The sequence below is a fragment of the Psychrobacillus vulpis genome (assembly GCF_006861825.1).
Lineage (GTDB): Bacteria > Bacillota > Bacilli > Bacillales_A > Planococcaceae > Psychrobacillus > Psychrobacillus vulpis.
This window is the reverse complement of record NZ_VDGI01000014.1, coordinates 33,210-57,271: the sequence shown is the minus strand read 5'-3', so window position 1 is coordinate 57,271 and position 24,062 is coordinate 33,210. Positions and strand designations below refer to the sequence as shown.

The following is a 24,062-nucleotide window of genomic DNA, read 5'->3' as shown; positions in this document are numbered from 1 at the left end:
CCATGAGTTTTCAACAAAAATTAGAAGAGTACGCGGAACTAGTTGTAAAGGTAGGCTTAAATATTCAAAAAAACCAACCGTTACTTATTAATACAACGACTGACACTATTGAGTTTACAAGACTTATTGTGAAAAAAGCGTATGAAGCTGGTGCTAAACGAGTTGATGTAAACTATACAGATGAAGTAAATGCAAGATTGTTTTATGATTTAGCTCCAGATGAAGCATTTCATGAAATTCCAAAGTGGTCTGTTATGCAACGAGATGAGTTAATAGAAAACAAAGGTGCATTACTATGGATTGATGCAGATAACCCTGACTTACTCGAGGGTGTTTCTATTGAACGAATATCAAATTTCCAAAAAGCTAGCGGGAAAGCTTTGGAAAGATATCGTAAAGCTGTAATGAGTGATGTCATTACTTGGTCAATTGTAGCAATGCCATCAGCGAAATGGGCTGCCAAAGTATTTCCACAATTGCAACCGGAAGAGCAAATGCAAGCTCTTTGGGACCTTATTTTCCAAGTAGTACGAATTGGGGAAGGAACAGCCGTTCAAAAATGGAAAGAACATATTGATCATTTAGAGAGTCGTGCAGAACTGTTGAATGCGAAACGTTTTAAAAAACTGCATTACAAAGCTAATGGTACAGATATTCAAGTGGAGCTTCCGAAAGAACATATTTGGCTTTCGGGAGCTAGTAAAAATGCACAAAGTGTTCCATTCATTGCTAATATGCCTACGGAAGAAGTATATACTGCCCCTCTAAAAACGGGGATCAATGGATATGTGAAAAACACGAAGCCTTTCGTCTACCAAGGAAATGTCATAGATAATTTTACGTTAACATTTGAAAATGGTGCGATTGTAAAGGTTAAAGCAGAAACTGGTGAAGAGCTTTTACAAGAACTAATTCAAACTGATGAAGGTGCAAAATTTTTAGGGGAAATTGCTCTAGTTCCTCACGAATCACCAATCTCTGCATCAAACGTTTTGTTTTTTAATACACTTTTTGACGAAAATGCATCCAATCATTTTGCAATTGGTGAAGCATATCCAACATGTTTGGAAGGGGCCCGTGGACTATCTCCAAGTGAACTTGAAAACCTTGGTATTAATACATCCATCGTACATGAAGACTTTATGATTGGTAGTGCGGATATGGATATACTTGGAGAATTAGAAGATGGAACAGTGGAACCAATTTTCCAAAAAGGAACTTGGGCATTTTAAGGGGGCGATACAAATGAAAAAATGGCTTATTACAATAGTCGTTTTATTATTATCCTTCAGCTCCTCAACTGCCCAAGCGAGTAGTAATATTGTGTACATTGCACTTGGCGATTCGCTTGCAGCAGGTCAAACACCTAACAAAGCAATTGATACAGGGTATACTGATTTAATAGCACAAGAATTGACTCGTTCTAAGCAACTTGCTTATTATTCTAAATCTCTTGCGTTTCCAGGGTATACGACTACAGATGTATTGAAAACTGTTAGATCTAAAGAAGCAAAAGAATTACTAAAAAATGCAACGGTTGTTACAATATCAGCCGGAGCGAATGATTTACTGAGGCTTGTTCAAGCAAATCCATCCAATGGTTCTATCGCATTTCAACAAATTTCAGCCGACAATGCTCTAAACAATGTGCGTAAAAACATGACCGAGATCATTCAAGAAGTACAAACGATAGCACCGAAAGCTAAAGTGTATATAATGGGGTATTATTTTGCATATCCTCATGCACGTGATTCACAAAAACAAGGCGTTCAAAAAGAGTTAAATACACTTCATTCTATTTTAAAAACAGTGTCGGAAGCAAACGGAGCAACGTACGTCTCTGTAGAAGAACTATTTGCTCGAAATGAGAAACAATTAGTGCCAAACCGAGCAGATGTGCATCCAACAATGGAAGGGTATCGTTTGATGGCTAATGCATTCTTCCAACAATATAATGCGCGTTTACAAGTGAGTCAAAGCGAACTACCTGTTCCAAATCCTTTAACTTTTGAACAAATATTAAACAAACAAAAAGAAGAAGTGATAAAACCTGTATCAAGAATCGAAGGCTTCGATCGGTATTTATCATTAACAGAATTAAAGCCTTACGTCTAAATAAAAAACGGTCCCTAGTTTGAACTAGGGACCGTTTTTTGAGATAAGAAAGTATAAACTTTTCTACATAGTGATTGTCCGGACTCAATCGTCATGAACCTAAGCGAGCTTGTAGCGCGAGAGTTTAACGCGCGCAGGGTGTTCACTAATGCGCTTGCGCTTTTCTTAAAAGATAAGAAAGTATATAAAATTGATGTACTCTGTCTATCAAATTGCCGCTAAGAGAATTTAGCGCTTTGGCATTCGCTTTCCGCGGGCGAGCGACGAGCCTCCTCCTTCGCTCTGCTTCGTGCGGGGTCTCGTCTGTCTCGCTTTCCCGCAGGAGTCTCATGCGTCGCGCTAAATTCTTTTAATTAAAATACAGCAAATAGTTCTTACTAAAATACTAATTTCAAGTTTTTCAGTGTCTTCCTCGCTTCGCTGCGGGGTCTTCGACTAACGCTATTCCCGCTGGAGTTTCGCCTTTTTAGCAAACGCCACCTGACTCCAACCGTTTCAAGCGGGCGACGGACAAACGACAGCCATAGGATTACTAAAAAGAGGAACGGGAAGTGGCTTGCCACTTCCCGTTCCTCTTAAAGCTTATCCGGAAATAAGATGGACGACATGCTGTCCAAAGCACGCTAGAAACGATGAAGATAAGATGCACTTAAAGGGCGCTCGCGCTTTTCTTATTCGTTTATAATTCCTTCATATCCAGTCATAGTATCCATATGGCTCGCAATCATGGCGATAATGGTACTTGCCTCTTCTTTTTTAAATGACAAGGTACTTTCATCTTCGAAGAGTTCCCCGTCTTCTGTCCAGATCCGATTGACTCTTCGCAGAACGCCATCTCCATTAGCGCTATCTACCCCAAACTGATAGGTTACTTCAAAATTTTCTTCAATTTGGTAAGCCGTGACTTCTGGAGTTTCCCATTCCACATCAATTTCTTCATGAGTAATTTCATCATCTAGAATTTCGTATTCCAATTCATCATCTACATAAAAGACTTCACTATCTTCGTCCATAAATTCATGAAAACTTTCATGAACAGCTTCAACCACATCAGTAATATCATCCAAAATAATTCTTGTAGGTTGTTGAAGGGCAATATCAAAGCTTTCTACGTAAAATTCTTCATTATACGGATCAAAGAGGAGGGTGCAAAAGTAATCCCTGTCGTCATCTTCTGTCGTGATAAAAAATTCAATTCGTGGATGTTTTGAACCTCGATTGATATTCATATGACCGATTTGGTCATATTCTTCGCAAATCGATTTCAAATGATCTTGAAGTTCACCAGTTACTCTGTTAAACCATTCCATAGACATGTCATTACCGCCTCATTTTCTTTTTTATCTGGTCATAATTTTTACGTTAATTCATGCTGATTATATCCATTTATCGTGGATTTTATTCTTAACAACTTAACGTGAGGACCGATTCAAATTACTTACAAGGACTTGTTTTTGCAGAAAATTCCACTTATTGTACTGAATAGTTTTTGTTAAATCGGGACCAGGGGTAAGCATCTTCCGCTCCAATCAACAGGTCAAATAAGAAAGACAGTATGCTTCGTCCAATCAATAACTGGTGTACTTTCCTTTGCTTATCAATATGGCAAGTGGAAGTAGAGAAAAAATAATTAGTACCGATGAATTAATAAGCGAAGCCGCGTCCGAAATTGTATCTTCGGACGCATTTAACAGAGTATGAAAGGATTTTATCTCTCATTATCCAAAGCAAATGCACCATGTCCACTCACATTCCAAGAGAGCGACGGACAAATATCCGCCACAAGATTACCGAAAATAGAGGATTTGGAAGTGACACAGTCACTTCCAAATCCTCTAAATCTAACGATAATAGTGTAGCAGTTTGACTAGTCCAAAGCACTCGGGAATGTAAAGGACAAGATGTACTTAAAGGACGCTTGCGCTTTTATTATTTCAACGTCTTTTTCGATTTTATTATTTTTCGTACTATTGGATAGACAACAGGTGCCCATTTTATCGCGGTTTTTACTATGTTTTTTACTTTCATTGTTATCCGCTCCTAATAGATTATATGTTATGAAATCCATTCCCTTTATTAAGGTAGTATAAACATTATCTTAGTACTTTTACACCTTGGATAATATTCCAAACAAGAATAACAATATAAATGACTAAGTATAACAGTATAAAAAATATCGGAGCTGAAGCCATTAGAAATGATGGCTGATCAAAGGTTGTATTCATTGACATTGTAAAGACGCTTGAAAAGACTGCAATAAATAAAATAATCATAAAAATAAAAGGGATTAGATGCGAAATAAGCGAGCGTTTCGCATGATGTTTTACTTCTGTATCTTGAGAAACGAAGTACACAATAATTGGTAGTATAAATGGTGCAAATAGTATACTAAAATAGGAAAGAGCAGATAAAATTTTATTGTTTTCCATGGAGACAATCTCCTTTTCTTTTTGTTATCTAATGTACGTTTCTTTTCGATTTTAGTTTCAATTTACTATGAAAGAGACTAAAATATTTTTATATTGTTCCATAGAAGAAATAGATACATATTCCATGTCTCCATGCCAATCCGCTCCACATGGGCCGAATTCTATCGCCCCAGCTCCTTTTTCCGAATAGAAACGTGTATCGGCAGATCCATGTTGACCAAACAGATTAGTAGGACGTTTCATCATTTCAGATGTAACATTTTGAAGCTTCATTACATACTTATCATTTTCATCAGTCGTAACTGCGGGAGCAGTGGAGTGTACAAGAATTTCACAGTTGGGGAAGTGATTCTTTCTCATGTTCTGGATCTCTATTAAGATGTCATCTATGTTTTGACCAGGGACAAATCGAATATCATAGCTGAGTACACATTCATCAGGTACAACATTATATCTTTCCCCTGCATGTATTTTTGCCAAATTCAGTGATGGATAATCATAGAAACGATTACTTGCTTTCATAAAGGACAATTTACGCATTTCGTTGTCGAAAGCAAATGCTCGCTCAATTGCATTAACTCCTTCCCATGGTCGACTACCATGACTGGATTTTCCCTTTATTTTAATATCAACTTGTACAATTCCTTTAGCTTGAAGACCAATATGGAGCTGAGTTGGCTCACCACATATAACAAAATCACCGTTAAATCCCTTATTGACTAAATAATTGGACGTATCACCAACTGTTTCTTCATCTGTTACAATATGAAGCTGAACTTTTTTTGTTAGATTTTCAGTAGTTAAAGAAAGCTCATAGAAAGCTTGCATCATAGCTGCCACTCCTGCTTTCATATCAGCAGATCCTCGTCCGAATAATTTATCTCCATCTATAAAAGGGGTAAACTGATCAGGGTTTCCTGGAACTACATCAACATGACCATTCCATATAATGCATTCATCTCCGTCACCTATTTCTGCAACGAGCATAAGTTTGGAGTCATGTTCATATAATTTTGGAGCTATACCTCGGGTTAATAGCCAAGATTGACAATATAATAATGCTTCGTTTGCGCCTTCAATGCTGTCACTTTTAATTCGTATCAAATCTTTTAATAAATCTATCATAGTAGTGATCCCCTCATCTTTTACTATTTTTATAAGTATAGCAATGAAGGATAAGGGGTTGCATTACTTATTTTATTCGGCTACAATGAACTCGAACTAAATAATTCATAACCACAAGGGGCGTCGCTTACGCGGCTGAGATAGTACCCTTCGAACCTGTAAGTTCATGCTTGCGTAGGGATGTGGATGGAAACTGACAATCGCGCGATGTCTGGGTCTATCCCAGGCGTCGTTTTTTTGTGGTCAAAAAAGGGGATTACAATGAAAAATCAACGAGTATTACTGTTAGTAGAAATTGCTATTTTTGCAGCACTTGGATACATTTTAGATATAATCGGCTTTGGAATGCCACAAGGTGGAACCGTTACATTCGTGTTAGTTCCAGTCATCCTAATAGCATTTCGTAGAGGTGTAGTAGCAGGGTTAATTACAGGACTTTTAATCGGTTTACTGCAAGTAGTAACAGGTCGTTTTTACGCAGCACCTTTGTCTTTCGAAATTGTTATTATACAAGTAGCGATCGATTACTTTATCGCATTTATGGTTGCAGGATTTGCAGGTTTCTTTAGACCTGCATTTATGAAGGCTTTCGAAAATAAAGATACAAAGAAAATGGTAACTGCAGTAATAGCAGGAACTTTTGTTGCTGCATTATTACGTTATTTTGCTCATGTTCTTTCTGGAATTCTGTTCTTTGGTGAATTTGCTGGAGATCAAAATGTTATTATCTACTCATTAGTCTATAACTCTACTTATATGATTCCAGTATTTTTACTCGCAGCTTTCATTTGCACAATCTTGTTTGTAAAAGCTCCTCGCCTTGTACTGCCTAACTAGACGTAAATATGATATGATTGTTGTACAGTTATATGGAGAAGGGATCTTGTAAAGATGATTGTACAAACAAATGAAGAGTTAGAAGCGTTAAAAAAAATCGGTCAAATTGTTGCAGAAGTAAGAGATGTGATGAAAGCTGCAACAAAGCCTGGTGTTACAACAAAAGAACTTGATGAAATAGGTGGCAAATTATTCAAAGAAAAAGGTGCTATTTCAGGACCAATGGGGGAATACGATTTCCCAGGTTACACTTGTATCAGTGTAAATGAAGAAGTAGCACATGGTATTCCAGGTTCTCGTGTTATTAAAGACGGAGACTTAGTGAATATAGATGTTTCTGGTTCTTATGATGGGTATTTTGCTGATACAGGTATTTCATTTGTTGTAGGCGAGGGCTATCCGGAAAAAGAAAAATTATGTACTGTTGCAGAGAGTGCATTCAACCGTGCGATGTTAAAAGTTAAAGCAGGTGCACGATTGAATCAAATCGGAAAAGCTGTTGCTAGGGAAGCAAAAGATAATGGTTTACATGTTATTATGAACTTAACCGGTCATGGAATTGGGAAATCATTGCATGAAGCTCCTCAACATGTATTAAATTATTTTGATGCATGGGATCCTACAATTTTAAAAGAAGGTATGGTTCTTGCAGTAGAACCTTTCATCTCTGAAAAAGCAGAGCATATTGTAGAGTCTGGAGATGGTTGGACGTTTGTGACACCAGATAAATCATTAGTGGCTCAGATTGAACATACGATTGTTGTGACAAAAGAAGGTCCAGTTTTATTAACAAAATTAGACTAAAAAAATGCCTCGGAAATTATGATTTCCGAGGCATTTTTTTATCATAAAAACTTACTTCTTTTTACAGTCCGTCACTTACTTCCTTACGCTTTTTAATGAAAAATATTCCTGCTACTAGCACGCTGCTTAAAAATATGGAAGCCGCAGTGATTAACATTTCGTTCAACAGATGATGTACTGCGATTCCGATAAAGGACCATATAAAAACAAGTACGATTGCTGGATCGCTGTAATGGAATCGAAAATGCAATGCAATTGCTGTAGCCACTGTAAGGTAAATAACTACCCAGAGAGATTTCGTAATACCCCATCCACTAAACTCATTGTATGTAAGAAGATAATCTATATTTATAAAAGTAGCTATAAACATCCATCCAATATAAATGGAGATAGGAAGTCTTTTCAGCCAATGTTGTTCCTCTACGGAATAAATTTTATACAATAAAAATAGTATTCCAACTAATGCAAACATATCTAAAAATGAGAGTAAAAATAACTCATAATGCCATAAAATAATCCATACAATATTTAGAATGGAACTACCGACAAATAATAATACTTGTCTCATAGAAATCAATTTATCATTTCGGTATTCTTTCCATATATACCATATCCAACATGCTAGTAAAAAGTATATGGCAAACCAGATGGAAAAAACGTAGTTTGCAGGAGTAAAGAAAGTAGGGAGTCTGTTGGCAATTTCTCTAGTTGTATGATGATTAATCGGTAGGGTATTTGCAAGAATATGTACCATAATGGTAGAGATCAAGCTTATAATCAAAAGGATTATTTTAATCATACGCATACCTCCTTTTATTATAGTATACCTTCCAAATATTCGTTCGACAAATGGCATTTGTGAATGTTTCATGTCAGAAACCGGATAATCGAATATTAGAAAAACATGGTATAATATATTTCGAACTAGTATGAAAGTTTAGGGGGAGAAAATGATGGGTGAAGTAGCATATCCAATTACTTGGAATTTAGATGTCTTTTTTGAAGGTGGTAGTGATTCTAATGCTCTGAGAAGTCACTTAGATGCAGTAAAAGAAAAACAAAAAGAATTTGAAGTGAAGTTGAAATCCTTTTCTTCTCCAAATTCTGTAAATGATGTACATAAAATAGATAGTATTATTAACGATTCAAAAGATATTGCTGTAAATTTATCGGAGGCTGGAGCAGTTATTGGTTGTTTTCTAGCTCAAGATACAACGGATAAGAAAGCGGCACTTTTACAGGGTGAAATTGGTTCTTTATACGCGAAATTTTCTTCACAGATGCTTGTTATTCAACAAGTGTTAAGTAAGACCGATGATTCAGTATGGAGTAAATTACTTCAAACAAAAGAGTTATCTGCATTTTCGTTTGTCTTAAATGAGTGGAGAAATGAAGCAAAGAAAATGCTGTCTGAAAAAGAAGAGGATATGATTACTTCCCTTGGAGTCGATGGTTACCACGCTTGGGGGCAATTATATGATTTATTAGTTGGGGATATTCGCATAAAAGTAACTGTAGATGGAGTAGAGAAGGAACTTTCTGTCGGGCAAGCAAATAATTTAAGCTCACATGAAGATGCAGCTATTCGAAAAGAGTCTTTTGAAGCGCTAGAAGCTGCATGGACAGAAAAAGAAGAGTTCTTTGCAAAAACATTAAATCATTTAGCTGGTTTCCGATTAGCTGTTTATGAAAAAAGAGGATGGGAATCTATCCTGCAAGAACCACTTGATATCAATCGAATGAAACAAGAAACATTGGATGCAATGTGGGGAGCCATTTCTAAAAATAAAGGCCCATTTATCGAATATTTGAATGTGAAGTCGACGATGCTAGGAGAAAAAGAAATGCATTGGTACGATTTAGATGCTCCTGTAAGCTCTTCTACAGAGAAAATGGACTATCAACAAGGTGCTGAATTCATTCTAAAACACTTTAAAGAGTTTGGCCCTAAATTAGAAGCATTTTCAAGAAACGCATTTGAAAATGGATGGATTGAAGCAGAAGATCGTCCAAACAAACGTCCAGGTGGCTTTTGCACTGGAATGCCAGTTTCAGAACAATCACGTATTTTCATGACATACAGTGGAACAATGTCGAATGTATCTACTTTAGCTCATGAATTAGGACACGCATTTCACTCATTTGCTTTAAAGCCAGTGCATTGGATAAATCGTCAATATGCAATGGGAGTTGCAGAAACTGCTTCTACATTTGCTGAAATGATTGTTGCGGATGCAGCTGTGAAAGAAGCAAAAACGGATGAGGAAAAAATTGCATTACTTGAAGATAAAATTCAACGAAGCGTTGCATTTTTCATGAACATTCATGCGCGTTTCCTATTTGAAACAAGATTTTATGAAGAACGTAAGAATGGAATAGTATCGGCAGCCAAACTGAATGAGTTAATGGAAAATGCTCAAAGAGAAGCTTATGGTGGTGCATTGAAAACAACACATCCTCATTTCTGGGCATCGAAATTGCATTTCTACATTACGGAAGTTCCTTTCTATAACTTCCCATATACATTTGGGTATTTGTTTTCGTTAAGCATTTACGCTAAAGCGATTAGAGAAGGAGCAAACTTCGAAGAAAAGTATATTGCATTGTTACAAGATACTGCAGTCATGTCAGTAGAAGATTTAGCAATGAAACATTTAGAGGAAGATATTACGCAGGAAGCATTTTGGATAAAAGGAATTGACTTATGTATTCAAGATGTAAACGAGTTCATTCAATTAACTAATGCAAAAGGGTGAAGGTGCTTGATCTATTTAGAAGGTGATACTTGTTATTTGCGGACTTTAAATGTAAAAGATGCATCAAGCCTAGCTGAACTCGTATATAGAAATAAAGGCTATTGGTCTATTTACGAACCTTTACACCGAGAAGATTATTATACAACTAGCGTTCAACGAGAGAAAATTCGAGAGTCGCTATCATTAATGAATGAAAAAAGAGAATATACTTTTGGTGTGTTTGCTCATGAAACAGACCAAATGATTGGCAGTATTTCATTATATAGCTTAAAAAGGATGCCCTTTTCCAGTGGGTTTGTCGGATATTCTATAGATGAACAATTTACAAGTAAGGGAATTGCTTCGGAATCTGTCCACCTTGTGAAGTTATTTGGATTTGAACATGTTCAGTTAAATCGAATCGAAGCATATGTATCACCTAGAAACTTTGGATCAATTAAAGTGTTAGAAAATAATAAGTTCCAAAGAGAAGGCTTGCTAAGAAAGCTATTATTTATTAATGGAAAATGGGAAGATCATTATATCTATGCTTCTTTAAGTCAAGACTTCTGAAAAGGTAAGAGTATTTTAAAAAAGTTTAATGGAAAAATAAAAAGTTGGTTATTCACTTAATGAATAACCAACTTTTTGTCGATTTCCTGGGAAATAATTCATTTTTGGTCGATAGTTCCGTCTGTCACTAAGTCTAATCTTCCAGAAGTAGGATCAATAATTAATCCATGAACGGGAATATCTTTAATCATAAGAGGATGGTTTCGAATCATATCAACGCTATGTTGAACACTTTCTTTTACATCTGAAAAGCCTTCAAGCCAATTCTCAACGTTTACTCCAGAGTTCTTTAATATTTCAAGTATGCGAGGATCTACCCCTCTTGAATTCATTTTGTCGATAATCTTATCAGTTTGAATAGAGCTCATACCACAATCATAATGACCAATTACATAAATTTCATCTGCCTGAAGTTCATAAACAGCAACGATTAGGCTACGCATAATACCACCAAAAGGATGATTAATAACAGCTCCTGCGCTTTTTACTATTTTAACATCCCCATTTTTAAAATTCATGGATTTTGGTAGCAACTCAACAAGCCTTGTATCCATACACGTTAATATAACAATTCGTTTATCTGGAAACTTCGTAGTTATAAATGGCTCATACTCTTTGTTTTTCACAAAGTCTTCATTGTAGGCTAATATCTCATGTAAACTAGGCATAGAATTCCCCCTTCATAATTTCATCTTTTTATTTTATATGATTGGAGAAGAGATTTCCTCTATTTTGATTGAATTGTTACTGAATGAAACTACTTTTTCGCTAAATTGCATAATCTTTGTTAATGTTGTGGATAGTTAGATATGTAGTAATACTGAATTTCTTTTGAACAAGTGTAACTCCCAAACTTAGCTCGAATTTAGTAGGTGATGTTAGAAAAAGGAGGGGTGGAAGTAGCATAGCCACTTCCATCCCTCTAAAAATTATCCTACGGTAATGAAGTAGCAAACGTGCAGTACTAAGCTCTCCAGGAATGTCGGAGAAAAGGTGCTCTTGCACATTTATTATTTCGCTACTTTTTGTTTTCGATCAGATATAAAAAATGATTTTCCTGTTCCAATCGCAACAGATTGAAGAGGTTCTGGAGCAATATGAACTGGTACATCGATGACGCTAGAAAGCCATTCTTTTAGATCTTTCAGTAGTGCCCCTCCACCAGTTAGAACTACACCATGGTCCACGATATCTCCTGCAAGTTCTGGCGGACATATTTCTAGTGTCGCTCGGATTACTTCTAAAATAGTTTCCAATGATTCTGCTAACACGCCTTGAATTTGTAAAGAAGAAAGATTAATCGTTCTAGGCAAACCAGTAACCACATCTCTTCCTCTAATATCCATTTCTTCTACTGTATGAGGTAATAGTGCATGACCAATCGTTTTCTTAATTTCTTCTGCAGTAGGCTCCCCAATTAATATATTAAACTCTTTGCGGATATAGTGAATAATAGCTTCGTCCATTTTGTCCCCGGCAGTTTTAACCGTGTTGGAGGCAACAACTCCTCCAAAAGAAATTATCCCGACTTCAGTAGTACCGCCACCAATATCGACAATCATACTAGCTACTGGCTCGTTTACAGGAAGGCCAGCACCTATTGCAGCAGCAACTGGTTCCTCCATAAGTTGTACTTCTTTTGCACCGCTGTGTCTTACAGCATCTTGAATTGCTCTTCTCTCAACGGATGTAGCACCTGAAGGAGTACAAACAACTACAGTTGGTTTTCTCAAAGAACTACCTAGTTTTTTACTAGCTTTTTGCATAATTAGTTTTAACAATTGTGTCGTTATATCAAAATCAGCAATTACTCCATCTTTTAAAGGACGAATTACTTCTATAGAAGGCGGAGTTTTTCCGATCATTTCTTTTGCTTTTTCTCCAAACGCAATGATTTCCTTCGTTTTAGTATCTACTGCAACAACAGTAGGTTCATTTATAAGTAAGCCTTTGCTTTTTGTATATACTAATGTATTTGCTGTTCCTAAATCTATTCCAATATGAGTATTTGAAAACATGTGAATTCCTCCAATTCAATCATACTTCCTTAGTATAAAGGATAAAAGTTATGTTGCCATTTGTTACTTTGTGGAAGTTTACGTATATTTCATAAAATAATAGTAATATATACATAAAATAAGCTTATAAAATAATAAAATAGTACTCGATTGTCATTGTTTCGAAATATGATTGTTTCACAATTGAAAGGAAAAAGAGAAGTAATGACAAACTATTAAAATAAAAAAACAACCGCATTTTCTGCGGTTGTTTTGTATTAGTTAGAAGTTTTTGGATCAACTTGGATTGAATCGTGTGAGTTCATTGATTTACCGAAGTAATGCATAATTGTATACCCAGTAATTCCGATACACACTACAAAACCAAGAACTGTAACTGTGAATAAGCCCATTATTAAACACCTCACTAGTCATGTTAATATTATTATAGCCTAAATTCAGATAGAAAGTAAGTAGAATAATATAGAAATTCAGGAGTTGTGATTAAAATGCCCAATTTCCTTTACGGAAAATAGGTTCGATTGATCCATCTTCCTTTATACCGTCGATATCCATTTGGTCTGAACCAATCATAAAGTCTACGTGCGTAATACTTTCATTTAATCCATTCTCATTAAGTTCTTCTCGACTCATTTTTTTTCCACCCTCTAAACAAAAAGCGTATGCACTACCAATTGCTAAGTGATTGGATGCGTTTTCATCAAAAAGTGTGTTATAGAATAATAAATTAGAATTTGAAATAGGTGAGTCGTGTGGAACTAGTGCAACTTCTCCTAAATAATGAGAACCTTCATCAGTCGCAACAAGATTTTCAAGTACTTCCTGACCTTGTTCTGCTTCTACTTGAATGATACGTCCACTTTCAAAAGTAATCTTAAAGTTATCGATGATATTCCCACCGTAACTTAATGGTTTTGTGCTTGCTACGTACCCATCCACACCGGTTTTTAAAGGAACTGTGAATACTTCTTCGGTTGGCATATTAGCCATGAAGTCTTCTCCTTTTTCGTTCACACTGCTTGCTCCACACCATAAATGACCTTTTGGAAGTTCGATTGTTAAATCAGTTCCAGGTGCAGTATAGTGAAGCTTTTTATAGTTTTTATTGTTTAAATAATCAACTTTAGTATGCAAAAGTATATCATGCTCTTTCCAAGCTGCTACTGGATCTTCTAAGTCTGCACGCACTGCTTTAAAAATAGCATCCCAAAGTGCAGAAACTTGTTCTTCTTCAGCAACATTCGGGAAAACCTTTTTAGCCCATTCTTTTGAAGGTGACGCAATAACTGTCCAGCTTATTTTATCTGATTGGACATATTGACGGTATTTACTAAGTGCAGTTCCAGTTGCTTTTTGGAATGCAGCAATCTTGCTCGTATCCACACCTTTTAGAAGATCTGGACTTTGACTCATAATGCTCATAAAAGCAGCTCCTTGCTCAGCAAGTTGCTCTCTTTCTTGAACCTTCCATGAAGGGAAGGACTCAAAGGATTCTTTAGGAGCTAGATCATAACGTAAACGAGTGATTTCATCATCTGAAAAATCGACGAATACTTGATTTGCCCCAATTTCATACGCTTTTTTTGTAACAAGTCTAACAAGTTCTACACTATCAATAGATGCAGCAATATATAAGTTTTGACCAGGCTGTATATTTACCCCTACTTCTACAGCCAATGCAGCATACTTTTCTAGTTTTTGATTAAAAGTTGACATTCTCATACTCCCTTTCTGTAATTAATTTCATAATATCAGTTTTAGGGACGGTTTATCAATCAGCATTATTCAAGAAAAATCAGATATTGTTCATATTTCATGAAATTATATTGGAGGAAAGATAGTTTGTTATTAAAATCTGAATAAAATAGCCGAAATAAATCAAAGAAATAGAATGTGGGGGTAAATGAATGGATAAGTCTACAGTTATTGGTCTAATCGTTGGGATTGTTGCTTTATTGGTCGGGATGTTTCTAAAAGGAGTAACTCCAGATGCTCTTTTAAATCCTGCTGCTATATTGATTATCATCTTTGGAACTGTTGCTGCTGTTACAATTGCATTTCCTATGAATGAGTTGAAAAGAATACCGAGACTTTTTGGAGTTCTTTTCAAAGATAAAAAATTAGTAGACGATGGAGAAGTTATTAAAATGTTCTCGAGCTGGGCAGATTTGGCTCGAAGAGAAGGTTTGCTTGCATTAGAAAGTAAAATTACAGATGTAGAAGATGAGTTTTTGAAAAACGGTTTGACATTAGCAATTGATGGACAAAATGCAGATTATATTCGCGATGTATTAACGGAAGAAATTGAAGCATTAGAAGAAAGACATATTGGAGGGGCTCAAATTTTTTCTCAAGCGGGTACATATGCTCCTACTCTAGGAGTACTTGGAGCTGTTATTGGTTTGATCGCTGCTTTGTCGAATTTAAATGATATTGATGCACTAGGACATGCCATTTCAGCTGCCTTTGTTGCGACACTAATGGGGATTTTCACCGGATATGTTATTTGGCATCCATTTGCAAATAAATTAAAACGTAAATCTCAACAAGAGGTTCGTCAAAAAATGATGATGTTAGAAGGAATTCTTTCTGTTTTAGAAGGAGATGCACCAAGAGTTATTGAACAAAAGCTTGCTTCATATTTGTCCATGTCAGATCGCAAGAAAATTTTAAGCGAAAGTGGGGAGGCTGGCCTTGGCTAAGAAGCGTAGAAAGCATAAGGGAGAAGAGCATATAGATGAATCTTGGCTTATTCCCTACGCAGATATATTGACATTATTGTTAGCGCTGTTTATTGTACTTTTTTCTACTAGTACAGTAGATCAGCAAAAACTTGAACAAATGTCACAAGTTTTTAACCAAATTTTTGACGGTGGTACGAGCTTTATGGAGAATCCTTCACCAGTTGATGTTCCAAAGACTCCAAATAAGACAAATGAGACAGAGCAAAGTACTGCCTATATTGAAGATCAGAAAGCATTATCTGAAATACAAGATAGTGTAGATGAGTATATAGCTGTTAATGAATTAGAAAAACAGTTTGCTACTAAATTAACAGACGAAGGATTACTAGTAACTATTCGAGATAGTATTTTGTTCGATATGGGAAAAGCAGAAGTGAAGACAGAATATCGCCAAATTGCGGAGGATATAGCTGAACTTTTAGTATTTGACCCCCCAAGAAACGTAGTAATAACTGGACATACCGATAATATCCCAATTTCAAGCAGTGAGTTTTCTTCGAACTGGGAACTAAGTGTCATGCGTTCAGTGAATTTCTTGAAAATTTTAGTTAGCAAAGAAACGATAGATCCACTTTATTTTAGTGCAAAAGGTTATGGTGAATTTAAACCAGTAGCTTCTAATGACACCGAAGATGGTCGTGCTAAAAATAGACGTGTGGAAGTTTTAATTCAACCTCGAGTATTAGAAGATGGAACGTTAAACGATTCCCCTCAATAAGAGGCTAAATGGCTGACAATAAAATCGTCGTCAGTTCAGACTATAGACAACTCAAAAAAATTGAGTTGTCTATAGTCTTTTTTTTATTCAAAATTAAACCAGTTGATTTCCTCTACGGGCGAACGCTTTCCGCGGGTGCGGCTTGATCCTCCTCAGTTGCTACGTTAGAGGGCACTGAAAAACTTTCTATTTTTTAAGGTAATACTTTATCATTTCTAGAAAATCGTTGAAAAAGGCAACACTCCTGCGGTAATAGCGTTAACCGAAGACCCTGCAGCGAAGCGATGGAGGGCACTGAAAAAGTGTCATTCAAATAAATTATCTATCAAATAGTCCTAAGAGAATTTAGCGCTTTGGCATTCGCTTTCCGCGGGCGAGCGACGAGCCTCCTCAGGCCAACACGATGTTGGTCATGAAGGCGTTGCCTCAGGAAGAGGCGCCCTTAGCCTTCCTTCATCTCTGTTGCTTCGTGCGGGGTCTGTCTCGCTTTCCCGCAGGAGTCTCATGCGTCGCGCTAAATTCTTTAAATGAAATACAGCACATAGTTCCTATAAAAATAATAATTTTGAGTTTTTCAGTGGCCTCGAAGCGAGGAGGCTGAGGTAACGCCCGCGGAAAGGGAGGCCACTGAAAAACCAAAATTCAGAAAATAAAGTCACCACTTGAGAAGTATATTTGTATCAAAATTGGCATGACGTCCCCATAAACACCCTAAAAAGTGAAGGAATTATGGGATTTCGTTTTTATTTTTTGAAAAAAAGTGACTTTTTCAGTGGCCTCCGGAAAGGGAGCCATTTCAACGATTTTCTTATTTACTGGGGTTATTATACAACTACGTCTGACAAAGCTGATTATAAGGACTAGACTCCGGAAAAAAGGAGTCTCCAAGATCCCGTGTAGTGTAAAGCGGGCATTGAAAAATTTCTATTTTTTAAGATAATAAATACTATTTCATTTCTAAAAAATCGTTGAAAATGGCGACACTCCTGCGGGAATAGCGTTAGCCGAAGACCCCACAGCGCAGCGAGGAGGCTAAGGCAACGCCCGCGGAAAGGGAGCCATTTCAACGATTTTCTTATCTATTAGGTTATGCACAACCCTGTCTGGCAAAGTTGGTTATAGTGCCCTCGCAATGCTCCCAGCAGGGTCTCAAGACTCACGCTACTCCCGTAGGAGTCATCGTCTCTGCCCCAATCAACTAGTGCTCTTCGACTCCAGCGGGGGCATATTGACGACGAATCGGCTTGGTATTTCTCCCGCGATAAGCTTCGGAAACCTAACTTTAAAAAAAGATTGTAGCCATTCTATTTTTTAGAGTTAGCCGGTAATCTGCGCTAACAACAAAATTGTTGTCAGTTTTTCTTTTGACTTTTTCAAACAAAAGTTTATAATTAAAACAAAAGTTTGTATTGAAAGGAGGGTAAGATTTTGCAACCAAAGGAAATACAAATTTTGCAGTACCTTAAAAAAAATCCATACGCGTCTCAATTAGAAATTGCTAATGATCTTAATATGTCCAGGCCAGCAGTTGCAAATATTATTTCCCAATTAATAAAAAATGGAAAGATTACAGGTAGGGCATATATACTTCCCGAAAACAAAGAAATTATTTGTATCGGTGGTGCAAATGTAGATAGAAAGTATTTAGTGAAAAATCAATTGCAGATGGGCACGTCCAATCCGACAACCAGTATGCAAAGTGTCGGTGGAGTAGCTAGGAATATTGCCGAAAATCTTGGTAGACTTGGTCATAGTGTGCGACTATTATCAGTCGTAGGTAATGATATGGAGTATCAAATTATTGAAAAAACATCTAGCCATTGGATGAACTTATATTCGGTAGAAAAGCTCGCAAATTATTCAACTGGAACATATTCGGCAGTTTTAGATACACATGGTGAGATGCTATTTGCCTTAGCTAATATGGAAATATATGATCAGTTAACCGTTGAATATATGAAAAAACAAGAATCTCATCTAACGAATGCACAGTTATTAATCGTTGATATGAATTGCCCTAAAAATGTAATTGAATATTTACAGACGCTTGCTGTTGGAAATAATATCCCGCTTGCAATTATCCCTGTTTCGTCTCCTAAAATGGAAAGAATGCCTGAAACATTGATTGGAATCGAATGGCTCTTTATAAACAGAGATGAAGCTGAAACGTATTTACAGATGAAGATGGCTGATAATAAAGCTTGGGAAAAAGCAGCGGAAGCATTCGTGCAAAAGGGTGTAAAGCATGTCATTGTAACAAATGGTAGTAAAGGCGTTATGTATGCTAGTGAGTCTCTACCCCCTACATTTGTCCCTGCTATTAAAGTTGATGAGGTTGTGGACGTTACGGGTGCAGGAGATGCTTTTGTTTCAGGAACTCTTCATGCCTGGACAGAAGGAACTGACATGAAGTTAGCAGTAAATGCAGGAATGGTGAATGCAAGTAAAACATTGCTATCATCAGAAACGGTTCGAACAGAACTTTCAAAAATTACTTTAAATAACGAATTGGAGGAATATATATTATGAAAAACTATTTAACATATTCAACAGAAGTAGCAGAAGGAATGGCGGCTGGAAAAGCAATCGTAGCATTAGAATCAACGATTATTTCACATGGTATGCCTTACCCTCAAAACGTCGAGATGGCAAGAAAAGTAGAGCAAATTATTCGTGATAATGGTGCTGTTCCAGCAACGATTGCAATTATGGATGGAAAGATTAAAATTGGTCTTTCTGAAGAGGAACTGGAAACTCTAGGAACAAGTAAACATGCAAGAAAAACTTCTAGAAGAGATTTAGCATATGTAGTTGCTTCGAAAGAAATTGGTGCAACAACAGTTGCTACTACAATGATTTGTGCAGAACTTGCTGGAATTAAAATGTTCGTAACGGGTGGTATCGGCGGTGTGCATAGAGGTGCTGAAACTACTATGGATATTTCAGCAGACTTAGAAGAGCTAGCTTCAACAAATGTTGCAGTAGTATGTGCTGGAGCAAAATCTATTTTAGATATTGGCTTAACTTTAGAATATTTAGAAACAAAAGGTGTTCCTGTAGTTGGATACCAAACAGATAAATTCCCTGCGTTTTATTCTGCAACTAGTCCATTTGAAGCAAACTTCCGATTGGATGAGCCACAAGAGGTTGCTGAAATGTTAAAAGTGAAATGGGAGTTAGGATTAAACGGTGGAGCTATTATTGCAAATCCAATTCCTGCTGAGTTCTCAATGGATGAGGCGTATATTACTACTATTATTGAAAAAGCTTTACAAGAAGCAGAGGAGAATGGTATTAAAGGTAAAGATGTAACACCATTCTTACTTGGAAAAGTGAAAGAGTTAACAGAAGGAAAATCATTAGAATCGAACATCGAGCTAGTTTATAACAACGCAAGAGTTGGAGCTAAAATTGCGGTAGAATTAAATAAATAAAATAAACAACAGGGCTGTCCAATAAGTAAGGAAATCGTTGAAACGCCTCCCTTTCCAGAGGACACTGAAAAAGTGTCATTCATATAAATTATCTATCAAATAGTCCTAAGAGAATTTAATGCTTTGGCATTCGCTTTCCGCGGGCGAGCGACGAGCCTCCTCCTACGCTTCGCTTCGTGCGGGGTCTCGTCTGTCTCGCTTTCCCGCAGGAGTCTCATGCGTCGCGCTAAATTCTTTGAATGATATACAGCAAATAGTTCCTATAAAAATAATAATTTTGAGTTTTTCAGTGGCCTCCCTTTCCACGGGCGTTGCTTCAGCCTCCTCGCTTCGCGGTGGGGTCTTATGCTAACGCTATTCCCGTAGGAGTATCGCCTTTTCAACGATTTTCTAGAGATGAAAAAGTAGTATAGAGTGAGGGATTGTTGAAGTTCCTGTTTTTTTACCTCAACTAGACAGATACTGATAAAGCAAGAAGGGAAGTGACTCGGTCACTTCCCTTCTCGATTGATTTACTGTAATAATGTAGCGATCATTTCGTCCAAAGAGAACCGAAAGCGAACAAGCGAAGAATACGACATTTTCACTTCTCTTATTTTCGTAAGTTACCTAGCTCAGCAGCAATCGCTTGCATTTCACTAGGACTAAAGGAGTCTCTTTTTTGAACCATTTCGTATAAATAAACAAGATCTTCATACTGCGTTGCATTAAAATCCTCAGATTTCATAGCATCTACATTTACCATACGAAGCTTTTCTTTTATAGTTTCAATCATATACGTAATATTTTCAACAGACGGTTGTGATAAATTCATTTATATGTTCCTACCTTTCATACATTAGAAGTTTATCATTTCACGCTACAGATGGATTGTCAATTATTAATTAGATTTAGCTGCTTTTGCAGCTTCTTTCTCCTCTTTTAACTTATCCGAAATTCGTTTTGTTTCATACACAATTACACCAGAAAGTCCGAGTAATCCGATTAAGTTCGGAATGGCCATTAAAGCATTTGTAATATCTGAGAACGTCCAGATTAAGTCTAATGATACAACAGAACCGATGAATACCATAATAACGAATGCAATACGATATATAATTAATAAGGATGGATTTTTAAATAAGTATTGGAAACACTTTTCCCCATAATAAGCCCAACCAAAAATAGTAGATGAAGCAAAGAAAATTAATCCAATTGCTACAACATATGGACCAAAGTCTCCTAGGAAATGTCCAAATGATGCAGAAGTTAACTCATTTGCTGCTAGACTAGTATCTTTATACATTCCAGACATTACAATCGTAATACCTGTAATCGAACAAATTAGGAATGTATCTAAAAATACTTGTGTCATCGAAACAAGTGCTTGACGTCCTGGAAGATCTGTTTTTGCAGCAGCAGCAGCAATAGGTGCAGATCCTAAACCAGCTTCGTTGGAGAATACCCCACGAGCAATACCATAACGGATAGCGGCACCAATTGCACCACCTGCAGCAGCTTCTCCGGAAAATGCCATTTTAAAAATGGTTGCAAATGCATCTGGAATTGCAGTAATGTTCATAACCATAACGATTAAACCCGCTAATAAATAAAATAATGCCATAATAGGTACAAAAACTGCGGTTACATTACCAATAGATTTAATTCCACCAAGAATAACAAGTGCAGTAAATATAGTAAGTACAGCTCCAGTAATCCAAGTATCTAATCCGAATGTCGATTTTACTACACCAGCAACCGAGTTAGATTGCGTTCCATTTCCAATACCAAATGCTGCAATTGCACCGAAAACTGCAAATAACACAGCTAACCATTTTTGCTTCAGTCCATGTTCTAAATAATACATTGGACCACCAGCCATTTGTCCCTTTGCATCTTTTACACGAAATCTTACTGCTAAAATAGCTTCACTATATTTAGTTGCCATACCGAAGAAAGCGGAGAACCACATCCAAAATACTGCACCTGGTCCACCAAGTACAACTGCAGTAGCAACACCTACGATATTTCCAGTACCAACTGTTGCAGCTAGCGCTGTTGTAAGTGCTTGGAATTGAGTAATATCTCCTTCAGCAGTTTTATCATGCTTTTTAGAGAATACTAGTCTTAAAGCTGTAGGTAATAGTCTCACTTGTAAAAAACCTACACGAATAGTTAAATATATACCTGTACCAACTATTAAAACAAGTAGTGGAATACCCCACAAAAAAGATGAAACACTTCCTAAAAACTCATTCAGTTTTTCCATTCATTCCTACCCCCAATAATATATTTCTAATAAACTACAACGTGAACATCTCTACCCTTTCTATTTATTTTCCCCTTGTTACTAATATTCATAAAATTCCGTCATATAGTCAAGACTATTTTGTCGAATTTGAAATAATTTGTTTTATTCCGTCAAGTCACGGGTATAATTATATACATATACAATAAAACATGGAGGTTAGATGATGAGTGAAAGTAAGTTATTAAAGGGTATTGTATATGGCGCACTTGTAGGTGGTGCATTGACTATGATGGATAGAAAGACGAGAGATTCTGTAGCTAGTAAGACAAGATATGTAGGTAATCAAATACAATATTACTGTAAAAATAGACAAGAGTTAAAAACTACAATAGAAGAGCAAGTAACAAAATGGAAATCTCTGTACGATCAATTTGCCTCAGATGCGACATACTTATCGCAAAAAGTAAATGAAGTGAAAGAGATTACACCTCAAGTTAAGACGTTGCTAACTGAAACGAAAGATGCATTTGTTCAATCCAAAGAAGAATACAAATCGCTTGTAGTACCTGATGCTGATGATAGTTCAATTGTTAAGCAGTAAGTAAACAAAATGAATAAAGGAGGGGATGAAGTGAAAGATAAAAGTTCAAAAGAACAATTACAAGAACAAAATGCTTCATCCTCTATTAGTTGGTACGACAGACTAAAATTTTTACATATAAAAAAGAAAGAGATAAATACTTCTGAGCATCAAGATTTAACTACATGGACAGGTTATTTTAAACATTTAATTTTACATATTCAGAAAACCGACATTACAGGTCTAGGTGCACAGTTGGCTTATTTCTTTCTTTTATCTTTATTTCCAATGATTATTTTTATCTTTACTTTATTGCCATATTTAAATTTGGACGAAGCACAAGTATTTCGCTTTCTTGAAAATTATGCTCCAAAGGATGTATATATTCTTATTGAAGGAACTATTTCAGATACTTTAGCTAATCGAAATGGGGGACTATTGTCCATTGGAATTATCGGTACAATCTGGTCCGCTTCAAATGGAATGAATGCGATAGTGAAGTCTTTAAATAGATCGTATAATTTGGATGAAACACGGCCAATGTTTATCGTCAGAGGATTATCAATAGTTTTTACATTACTAATGATTATATTGCTTATAGTAGCATTAGTGCTTCCAGTGTTTGGTAAACAAATCGGTACAATACTATTTTCTTATTTTGGTTTTGAAGAAGGATTTGTTAGATTATGGAATAGTTTAAGGTGGACAATCAGTCCCCTACTTATTTTTCTAATCTTATCTGCTTTATATTGGATTGTGCCAAACAAAAAGTTGTTTTTAAGAAGTATTTTTCCAGGAGCAGCTTTTGCCACATTAGGTTGGATCATAGTATCTCTTGGATTCTCTTATTATGTTAGCAACTTTGCAAGTTATTCCTCTACTTATGGAAGTATTGGAGGAATAATCGTTCTTATGTTATGGCTATATCTTACAGGAATTATTTTGTTAGTTGGTGGACAAGTAAATGCAGTAATGCAAGAACGAAAGATTGCATTGGAAAAAAAAGAGCAGAGAAGCTAGGTTAGCTTCTCTGCTTTTACTGTTTAGACACGCTCGAAAAAATAGTGGAAAGAATTTAGTGCGTCGCATGAGACTCCTGCGGGAAAGCGAGACAGACGAGACCCCGCACGAAAGCGTAGAGAAGGAGGAGGCTCGTCGCTCGCCCGCGGAAAGCGAATGCCAAAGCGCTAAATTCTATCACCGACTATTTGGGAGAAATTTATTAGGATGAATTTTCTAATGTATTGGATATTGGACAACCTCATCAGGCAACGTCGAATTATAGGGACTTTTTCATTTCTAGAAAATCGTTGAATAAGGCGACGCTTCTGCGGGAAAAGCGTTAGTCGAAGACCCCGCAGCGAGCGAGGAGACTGAGACAACGGGAAAGAAAAGCAACTGAAAAACTAGAAATTAGTATCTTTTGTAGGAACTATTTGTTGTATTTTATTTAAAAGAATTTAGCGCGTCGCATGAGACTCCTGCGGGAAAAGCGAGACAGACGAGACCCCGCACGAAAGCGTAGCGAAGGAGGAGGCTCGTCGCTCGCCCGCGGAAAGCGAATGCCAAAGCGCTAAATTCTTCAGCGACTATTTGAGAGAAAATTATTAGGATGACAATTTTTCTGTGACCTCGAGCATAGCGATCAAGGACGCTCAAGCCCTCCGCGGAAAAAAATATAGACAAACTTAAATTTCTTTAAGTTTGTCTAGAGAGTCTG

General features: G+C 36.6%; 22 protein-coding genes and 1 riboswitch. Of the genes, 12 read left to right on the top strand and 10 right to left on the bottom strand.

Features of this window, described 5'->3' with window-relative positions; all coding sequences use genetic code 11:
• The first annotated feature begins 2 nt into the window (after positions 1-2).
• Together FG384_RS13025 and FG384_RS13020 are read left to right on the top strand one after the other, a co-directional pair.
• Positions 3-1,232, top strand: a complete 1,230-nt coding sequence (locus FG384_RS13025; protein WP_142643043.1) for an aminopeptidase — start codon at positions 3-5, stop codon at positions 1,230-1,232.
• Between the two features lie 13 nt (positions 1,233-1,245).
• Entirely contained in the window at positions 1,246-2,115 is an 870-nt protein-coding gene (locus FG384_RS13020) for an SGNH/GDSL hydrolase family protein (protein ID WP_142643042.1), read from the top strand.
• A 671-nt stretch (positions 2,116-2,786) separates the two neighbouring features.
• Here the strand turns inward: FG384_RS13020 and FG384_RS13015 are convergent.
• From FG384_RS13015 to FG384_RS13005, 3 genes are all read right to left on the bottom strand, one after another.
• Positions 2,787-3,431 (bottom strand): hypothetical protein, encoded by a 645-nt coding sequence (locus FG384_RS13015; protein ID WP_142643041.1) that lies wholly within the window; start codon positions 3,429-3,431, stop codon positions 2,787-2,789.
• Positions 3,432-4,208: 777 nt separating this feature from the next.
• Positions 4,209-4,544, bottom strand: a complete 336-nt coding sequence (locus FG384_RS13010; RefSeq protein ID WP_142643040.1) for a magnetosome magnetite crystal formation protein family — start codon at positions 4,542-4,544, stop codon at positions 4,209-4,211.
• A gap of 57 nt (positions 4,545-4,601) precedes the next feature.
• Positions 4,602-5,669 carry a M20 family metallopeptidase gene (locus FG384_RS13005; RefSeq protein ID WP_142643039.1) on the bottom strand — a complete coding sequence of 356 codons (1,068 nt, stop codon included), beginning with the start codon at positions 5,667-5,669 and terminating at the stop codon, positions 4,602-4,604.
• A gap of 106 nt (positions 5,670-5,775) precedes the next feature.
• Positions 5,776-5,867, top strand: a riboswitch (TPP riboswitch).
• A 63-nt stretch (positions 5,868-5,930) separates the two neighbouring features.
• Between FG384_RS13005 and thiT the strand changes: the two genes are divergently transcribed.
• Together thiT and map are read left to right on the top strand one after the other, a co-directional pair.
• Positions 5,931-6,506: an energy-coupled thiamine transporter ThiT gene (gene thiT, locus FG384_RS13000; RefSeq protein ID WP_142643038.1), complete on the top strand. Its 576-nt coding sequence runs from the start codon at positions 5,931-5,933 to the stop codon at positions 6,504-6,506.
• Between the two features lie 54 nt (positions 6,507-6,560).
• Positions 6,561-7,310, top strand: coding sequence for a type I methionyl aminopeptidase (map, locus tag FG384_RS12995; protein ID WP_142643037.1), 750 nt, complete (start codon positions 6,561-6,563; stop codon positions 7,308-7,310).
• Between the two features lie 61 nt (positions 7,311-7,371).
• Here map and FG384_RS12990 read toward each other — a convergent pair whose 3' ends face one another.
• Positions 7,372-8,109, bottom strand: coding sequence for a TspO/MBR family protein (locus FG384_RS12990; protein WP_142643036.1), 738 nt, complete (start codon positions 8,107-8,109; stop codon positions 7,372-7,374).
• Between the two features lie 154 nt (positions 8,110-8,263).
• Between FG384_RS12990 and FG384_RS12985 the strand changes: the two genes are divergently transcribed.
• Together FG384_RS12985 and FG384_RS12980 are read left to right on the top strand one after the other, a co-directional pair.
• Positions 8,264-10,066: a M3 family oligoendopeptidase gene (locus tag FG384_RS12985; protein WP_142643035.1), complete on the top strand. Its 1,803-nt coding sequence runs from the start codon at positions 8,264-8,266 to the stop codon at positions 10,064-10,066.
• Positions 10,067-10,072: 6 nt separating this feature from the next.
• Positions 10,073-10,618 (top strand): GNAT family N-acetyltransferase, encoded by a 546-nt coding sequence (locus tag FG384_RS12980; protein WP_142643034.1) that lies wholly within the window; start codon positions 10,073-10,075, stop codon positions 10,616-10,618.
• 98 nt (positions 10,619-10,716) lie between these two features.
• Here FG384_RS12980 and FG384_RS12975 read toward each other — a convergent pair whose 3' ends face one another.
• From FG384_RS12975 to FG384_RS12965, 4 genes are all read right to left on the bottom strand, one after another.
• Positions 10,717-11,286: a beta-class carbonic anhydrase gene (locus FG384_RS12975; RefSeq protein ID WP_142643033.1), complete on the bottom strand. Its 570-nt coding sequence runs from the start codon at positions 11,284-11,286 to the stop codon at positions 10,717-10,719.
• A 342-nt stretch (positions 11,287-11,628) separates the two neighbouring features.
• On the bottom strand, positions 11,629-12,636 hold the full coding sequence (gene mreBH, locus FG384_RS12970; protein WP_142643032.1) for a rod-share determining protein MreBH: 1,008 nt from the start codon (positions 12,634-12,636) through the stop codon (positions 11,629-11,631).
• Positions 12,637-12,893: 257 nt separating this feature from the next.
• Complete coding sequence (locus tag FG384_RS20310; protein WP_276612765.1) at positions 12,894-13,028, bottom strand: hypothetical protein; 135 nt, start codon at positions 13,026-13,028, stop codon at positions 12,894-12,896.
• Between the two features lie 91 nt (positions 13,029-13,119).
• Positions 13,120-14,352: an aminopeptidase gene (locus FG384_RS12965; RefSeq protein WP_142643031.1), complete on the bottom strand. Its 1,233-nt coding sequence runs from the start codon at positions 14,350-14,352 to the stop codon at positions 13,120-13,122.
• Positions 14,353-14,543: 191 nt separating this feature from the next.
• Here FG384_RS12965 and motA point away from each other — a divergent pair, with 191 nt between their 5' ends.
• The 4 genes from motA (at position 14,544) to FG384_RS12945 (ending at position 19,532) form a co-directional block, all read left to right on the top strand.
• Entirely contained in the window at positions 14,544-15,338 is a 795-nt protein-coding gene (motA, locus tag FG384_RS12960; protein ID WP_142643030.1) for a flagellar motor stator protein MotA, read from the top strand.
• Positions 15,331-16,098 carry a flagellar motor protein MotB gene (motB, locus tag FG384_RS12955; protein WP_142643029.1) on the top strand — a complete coding sequence of 256 codons (768 nt, stop codon included), beginning with the start codon at positions 15,331-15,333 and terminating at the stop codon, positions 16,096-16,098. The genes motA and motB overlap by 8 nt, the downstream gene beginning before the upstream one ends.
• Before the next feature lie 1,428 nt (positions 16,099-17,526).
• Positions 17,527-18,627 (top strand): carbohydrate kinase, encoded by a 1,101-nt coding sequence (locus tag FG384_RS12950; protein WP_142643028.1) that lies wholly within the window; start codon positions 17,527-17,529, stop codon positions 18,625-18,627.
• Positions 18,624-19,532, top strand: coding sequence for a pseudouridine-5'-phosphate glycosidase (locus FG384_RS12945; RefSeq protein WP_142643027.1), 909 nt, complete (start codon positions 18,624-18,626; stop codon positions 19,530-19,532). The genes FG384_RS12950 and FG384_RS12945 overlap by 4 nt, the downstream gene beginning before the upstream one ends.
• Positions 19,533-20,124: 592 nt before the next feature.
• On the opposite strand, the gene FG384_RS12940 is transcribed toward FG384_RS12945, so the two are convergent.
• Positions 20,125-20,346, bottom strand: a complete 222-nt coding sequence (locus FG384_RS12940; protein WP_142643026.1) for a DUF1128 domain-containing protein — start codon at positions 20,344-20,346, stop codon at positions 20,125-20,127.
• Between the two features lie 66 nt (positions 20,347-20,412).
• Entirely contained in the window at positions 20,413-21,780 is a 1,368-nt protein-coding gene (locus tag FG384_RS12935) for an alanine/glycine:cation symporter family protein (RefSeq protein WP_142643025.1), read from the bottom strand.
• A 205-nt stretch (positions 21,781-21,985) separates the two neighbouring features.
• Between FG384_RS12935 and FG384_RS12930 the strand changes: the two genes are divergently transcribed.
• Positions 21,986-22,363, top strand: coding sequence for a YtxH domain-containing protein (locus FG384_RS12930; RefSeq protein WP_142643024.1), 378 nt, complete (start codon positions 21,986-21,988; stop codon positions 22,361-22,363).
• Positions 22,364-22,393: 30 nt separating this feature from the next.
• Entirely contained in the window at positions 22,394-23,362 is a 969-nt protein-coding gene (locus FG384_RS12925) for a YihY/virulence factor BrkB family protein (protein WP_240793427.1), read from the top strand.
• Positions 23,363-24,062: the final 700 nt, after the last annotated feature.

Bases quoted from the DNA above. Each gene is read 5' to 3' on its own strand.
- FG384_RS13025 (WP_142643043.1), top strand. From the start codon at position 3: ATGAGTTTTCAACAAAAATTAGAAGAGTACGCGGAACTAGTTGTAAAG.
- FG384_RS13020 (WP_142643042.1), top strand. From the start codon at position 1,246: ATGAAAAAATGGCTTATTACAATAGTCGTTTTATTATTATCCTTCAGC.
- FG384_RS13015 (WP_142643041.1), bottom strand. From the start codon at position 3,431: ATGTCTATGGAATGGTTTAACAGAGTAACTGGTGAACTTCAAGATCAT.
- FG384_RS13010 (WP_142643040.1), bottom strand. From the start codon at position 4,544: ATGGAAAACAATAAAATTTTATCTGCTCTTTCCTATTTTAGTATACTA.
- FG384_RS13005 (WP_142643039.1), bottom strand. From the start codon at position 5,669: ATGATAGATTTATTAAAAGATTTGATACGAATTAAAAGTGACAGCATT.
- thiT (WP_142643038.1), top strand. From the start codon at position 5,931: ATGAAAAATCAACGAGTATTACTGTTAGTAGAAATTGCTATTTTTGCA.
- map (WP_142643037.1), top strand. From the start codon at position 6,561: ATGATTGTACAAACAAATGAAGAGTTAGAAGCGTTAAAAAAAATCGGT.
- FG384_RS12990 (WP_142643036.1), bottom strand. From the start codon at position 8,109: ATGATTAAAATAATCCTTTTGATTATAAGCTTGATCTCTACCATTATG.
- FG384_RS12985 (WP_142643035.1), top strand. From the start codon at position 8,264: ATGGGTGAAGTAGCATATCCAATTACTTGGAATTTAGATGTCTTTTTT.
- FG384_RS12975 (WP_142643033.1), bottom strand. From the start codon at position 11,286: ATGCCTAGTTTACATGAGATATTAGCCTACAATGAAGACTTTGTGAAA.
- mreBH (WP_142643032.1), bottom strand. From the start codon at position 12,636: ATGTTTTCAAATACTCATATTGGAATAGATTTAGGAACAGCAAATACA.
- FG384_RS20310 (WP_276612765.1), bottom strand. From the start codon at position 13,028: ATGGGCTTATTCACAGTTACAGTTCTTGGTTTTGTAGTGTGTATCGGA.
- FG384_RS12965 (WP_142643031.1), bottom strand. From the start codon at position 14,352: ATGTCAACTTTTAATCAAAAACTAGAAAAGTATGCTGCATTGGCTGTA.
- motA (WP_142643030.1), top strand. From the start codon at position 14,544: ATGGATAAGTCTACAGTTATTGGTCTAATCGTTGGGATTGTTGCTTTA.
- FG384_RS12945 (WP_142643027.1), top strand. From the start codon at position 18,624: ATGAAAAACTATTTAACATATTCAACAGAAGTAGCAGAAGGAATGGCG.
- FG384_RS12940 (WP_142643026.1), bottom strand. From the start codon at position 20,346: ATGAATTTATCACAACCGTCTGTTGAAAATATTACGTATATGATTGAA.
- FG384_RS12935 (WP_142643025.1), bottom strand. From the start codon at position 21,780: ATGGAAAAACTGAATGAGTTTTTAGGAAGTGTTTCATCTTTTTTGTGG.
- FG384_RS12930 (WP_142643024.1), top strand. From the start codon at position 21,986: ATGAGTGAAAGTAAGTTATTAAAGGGTATTGTATATGGCGCACTTGTA.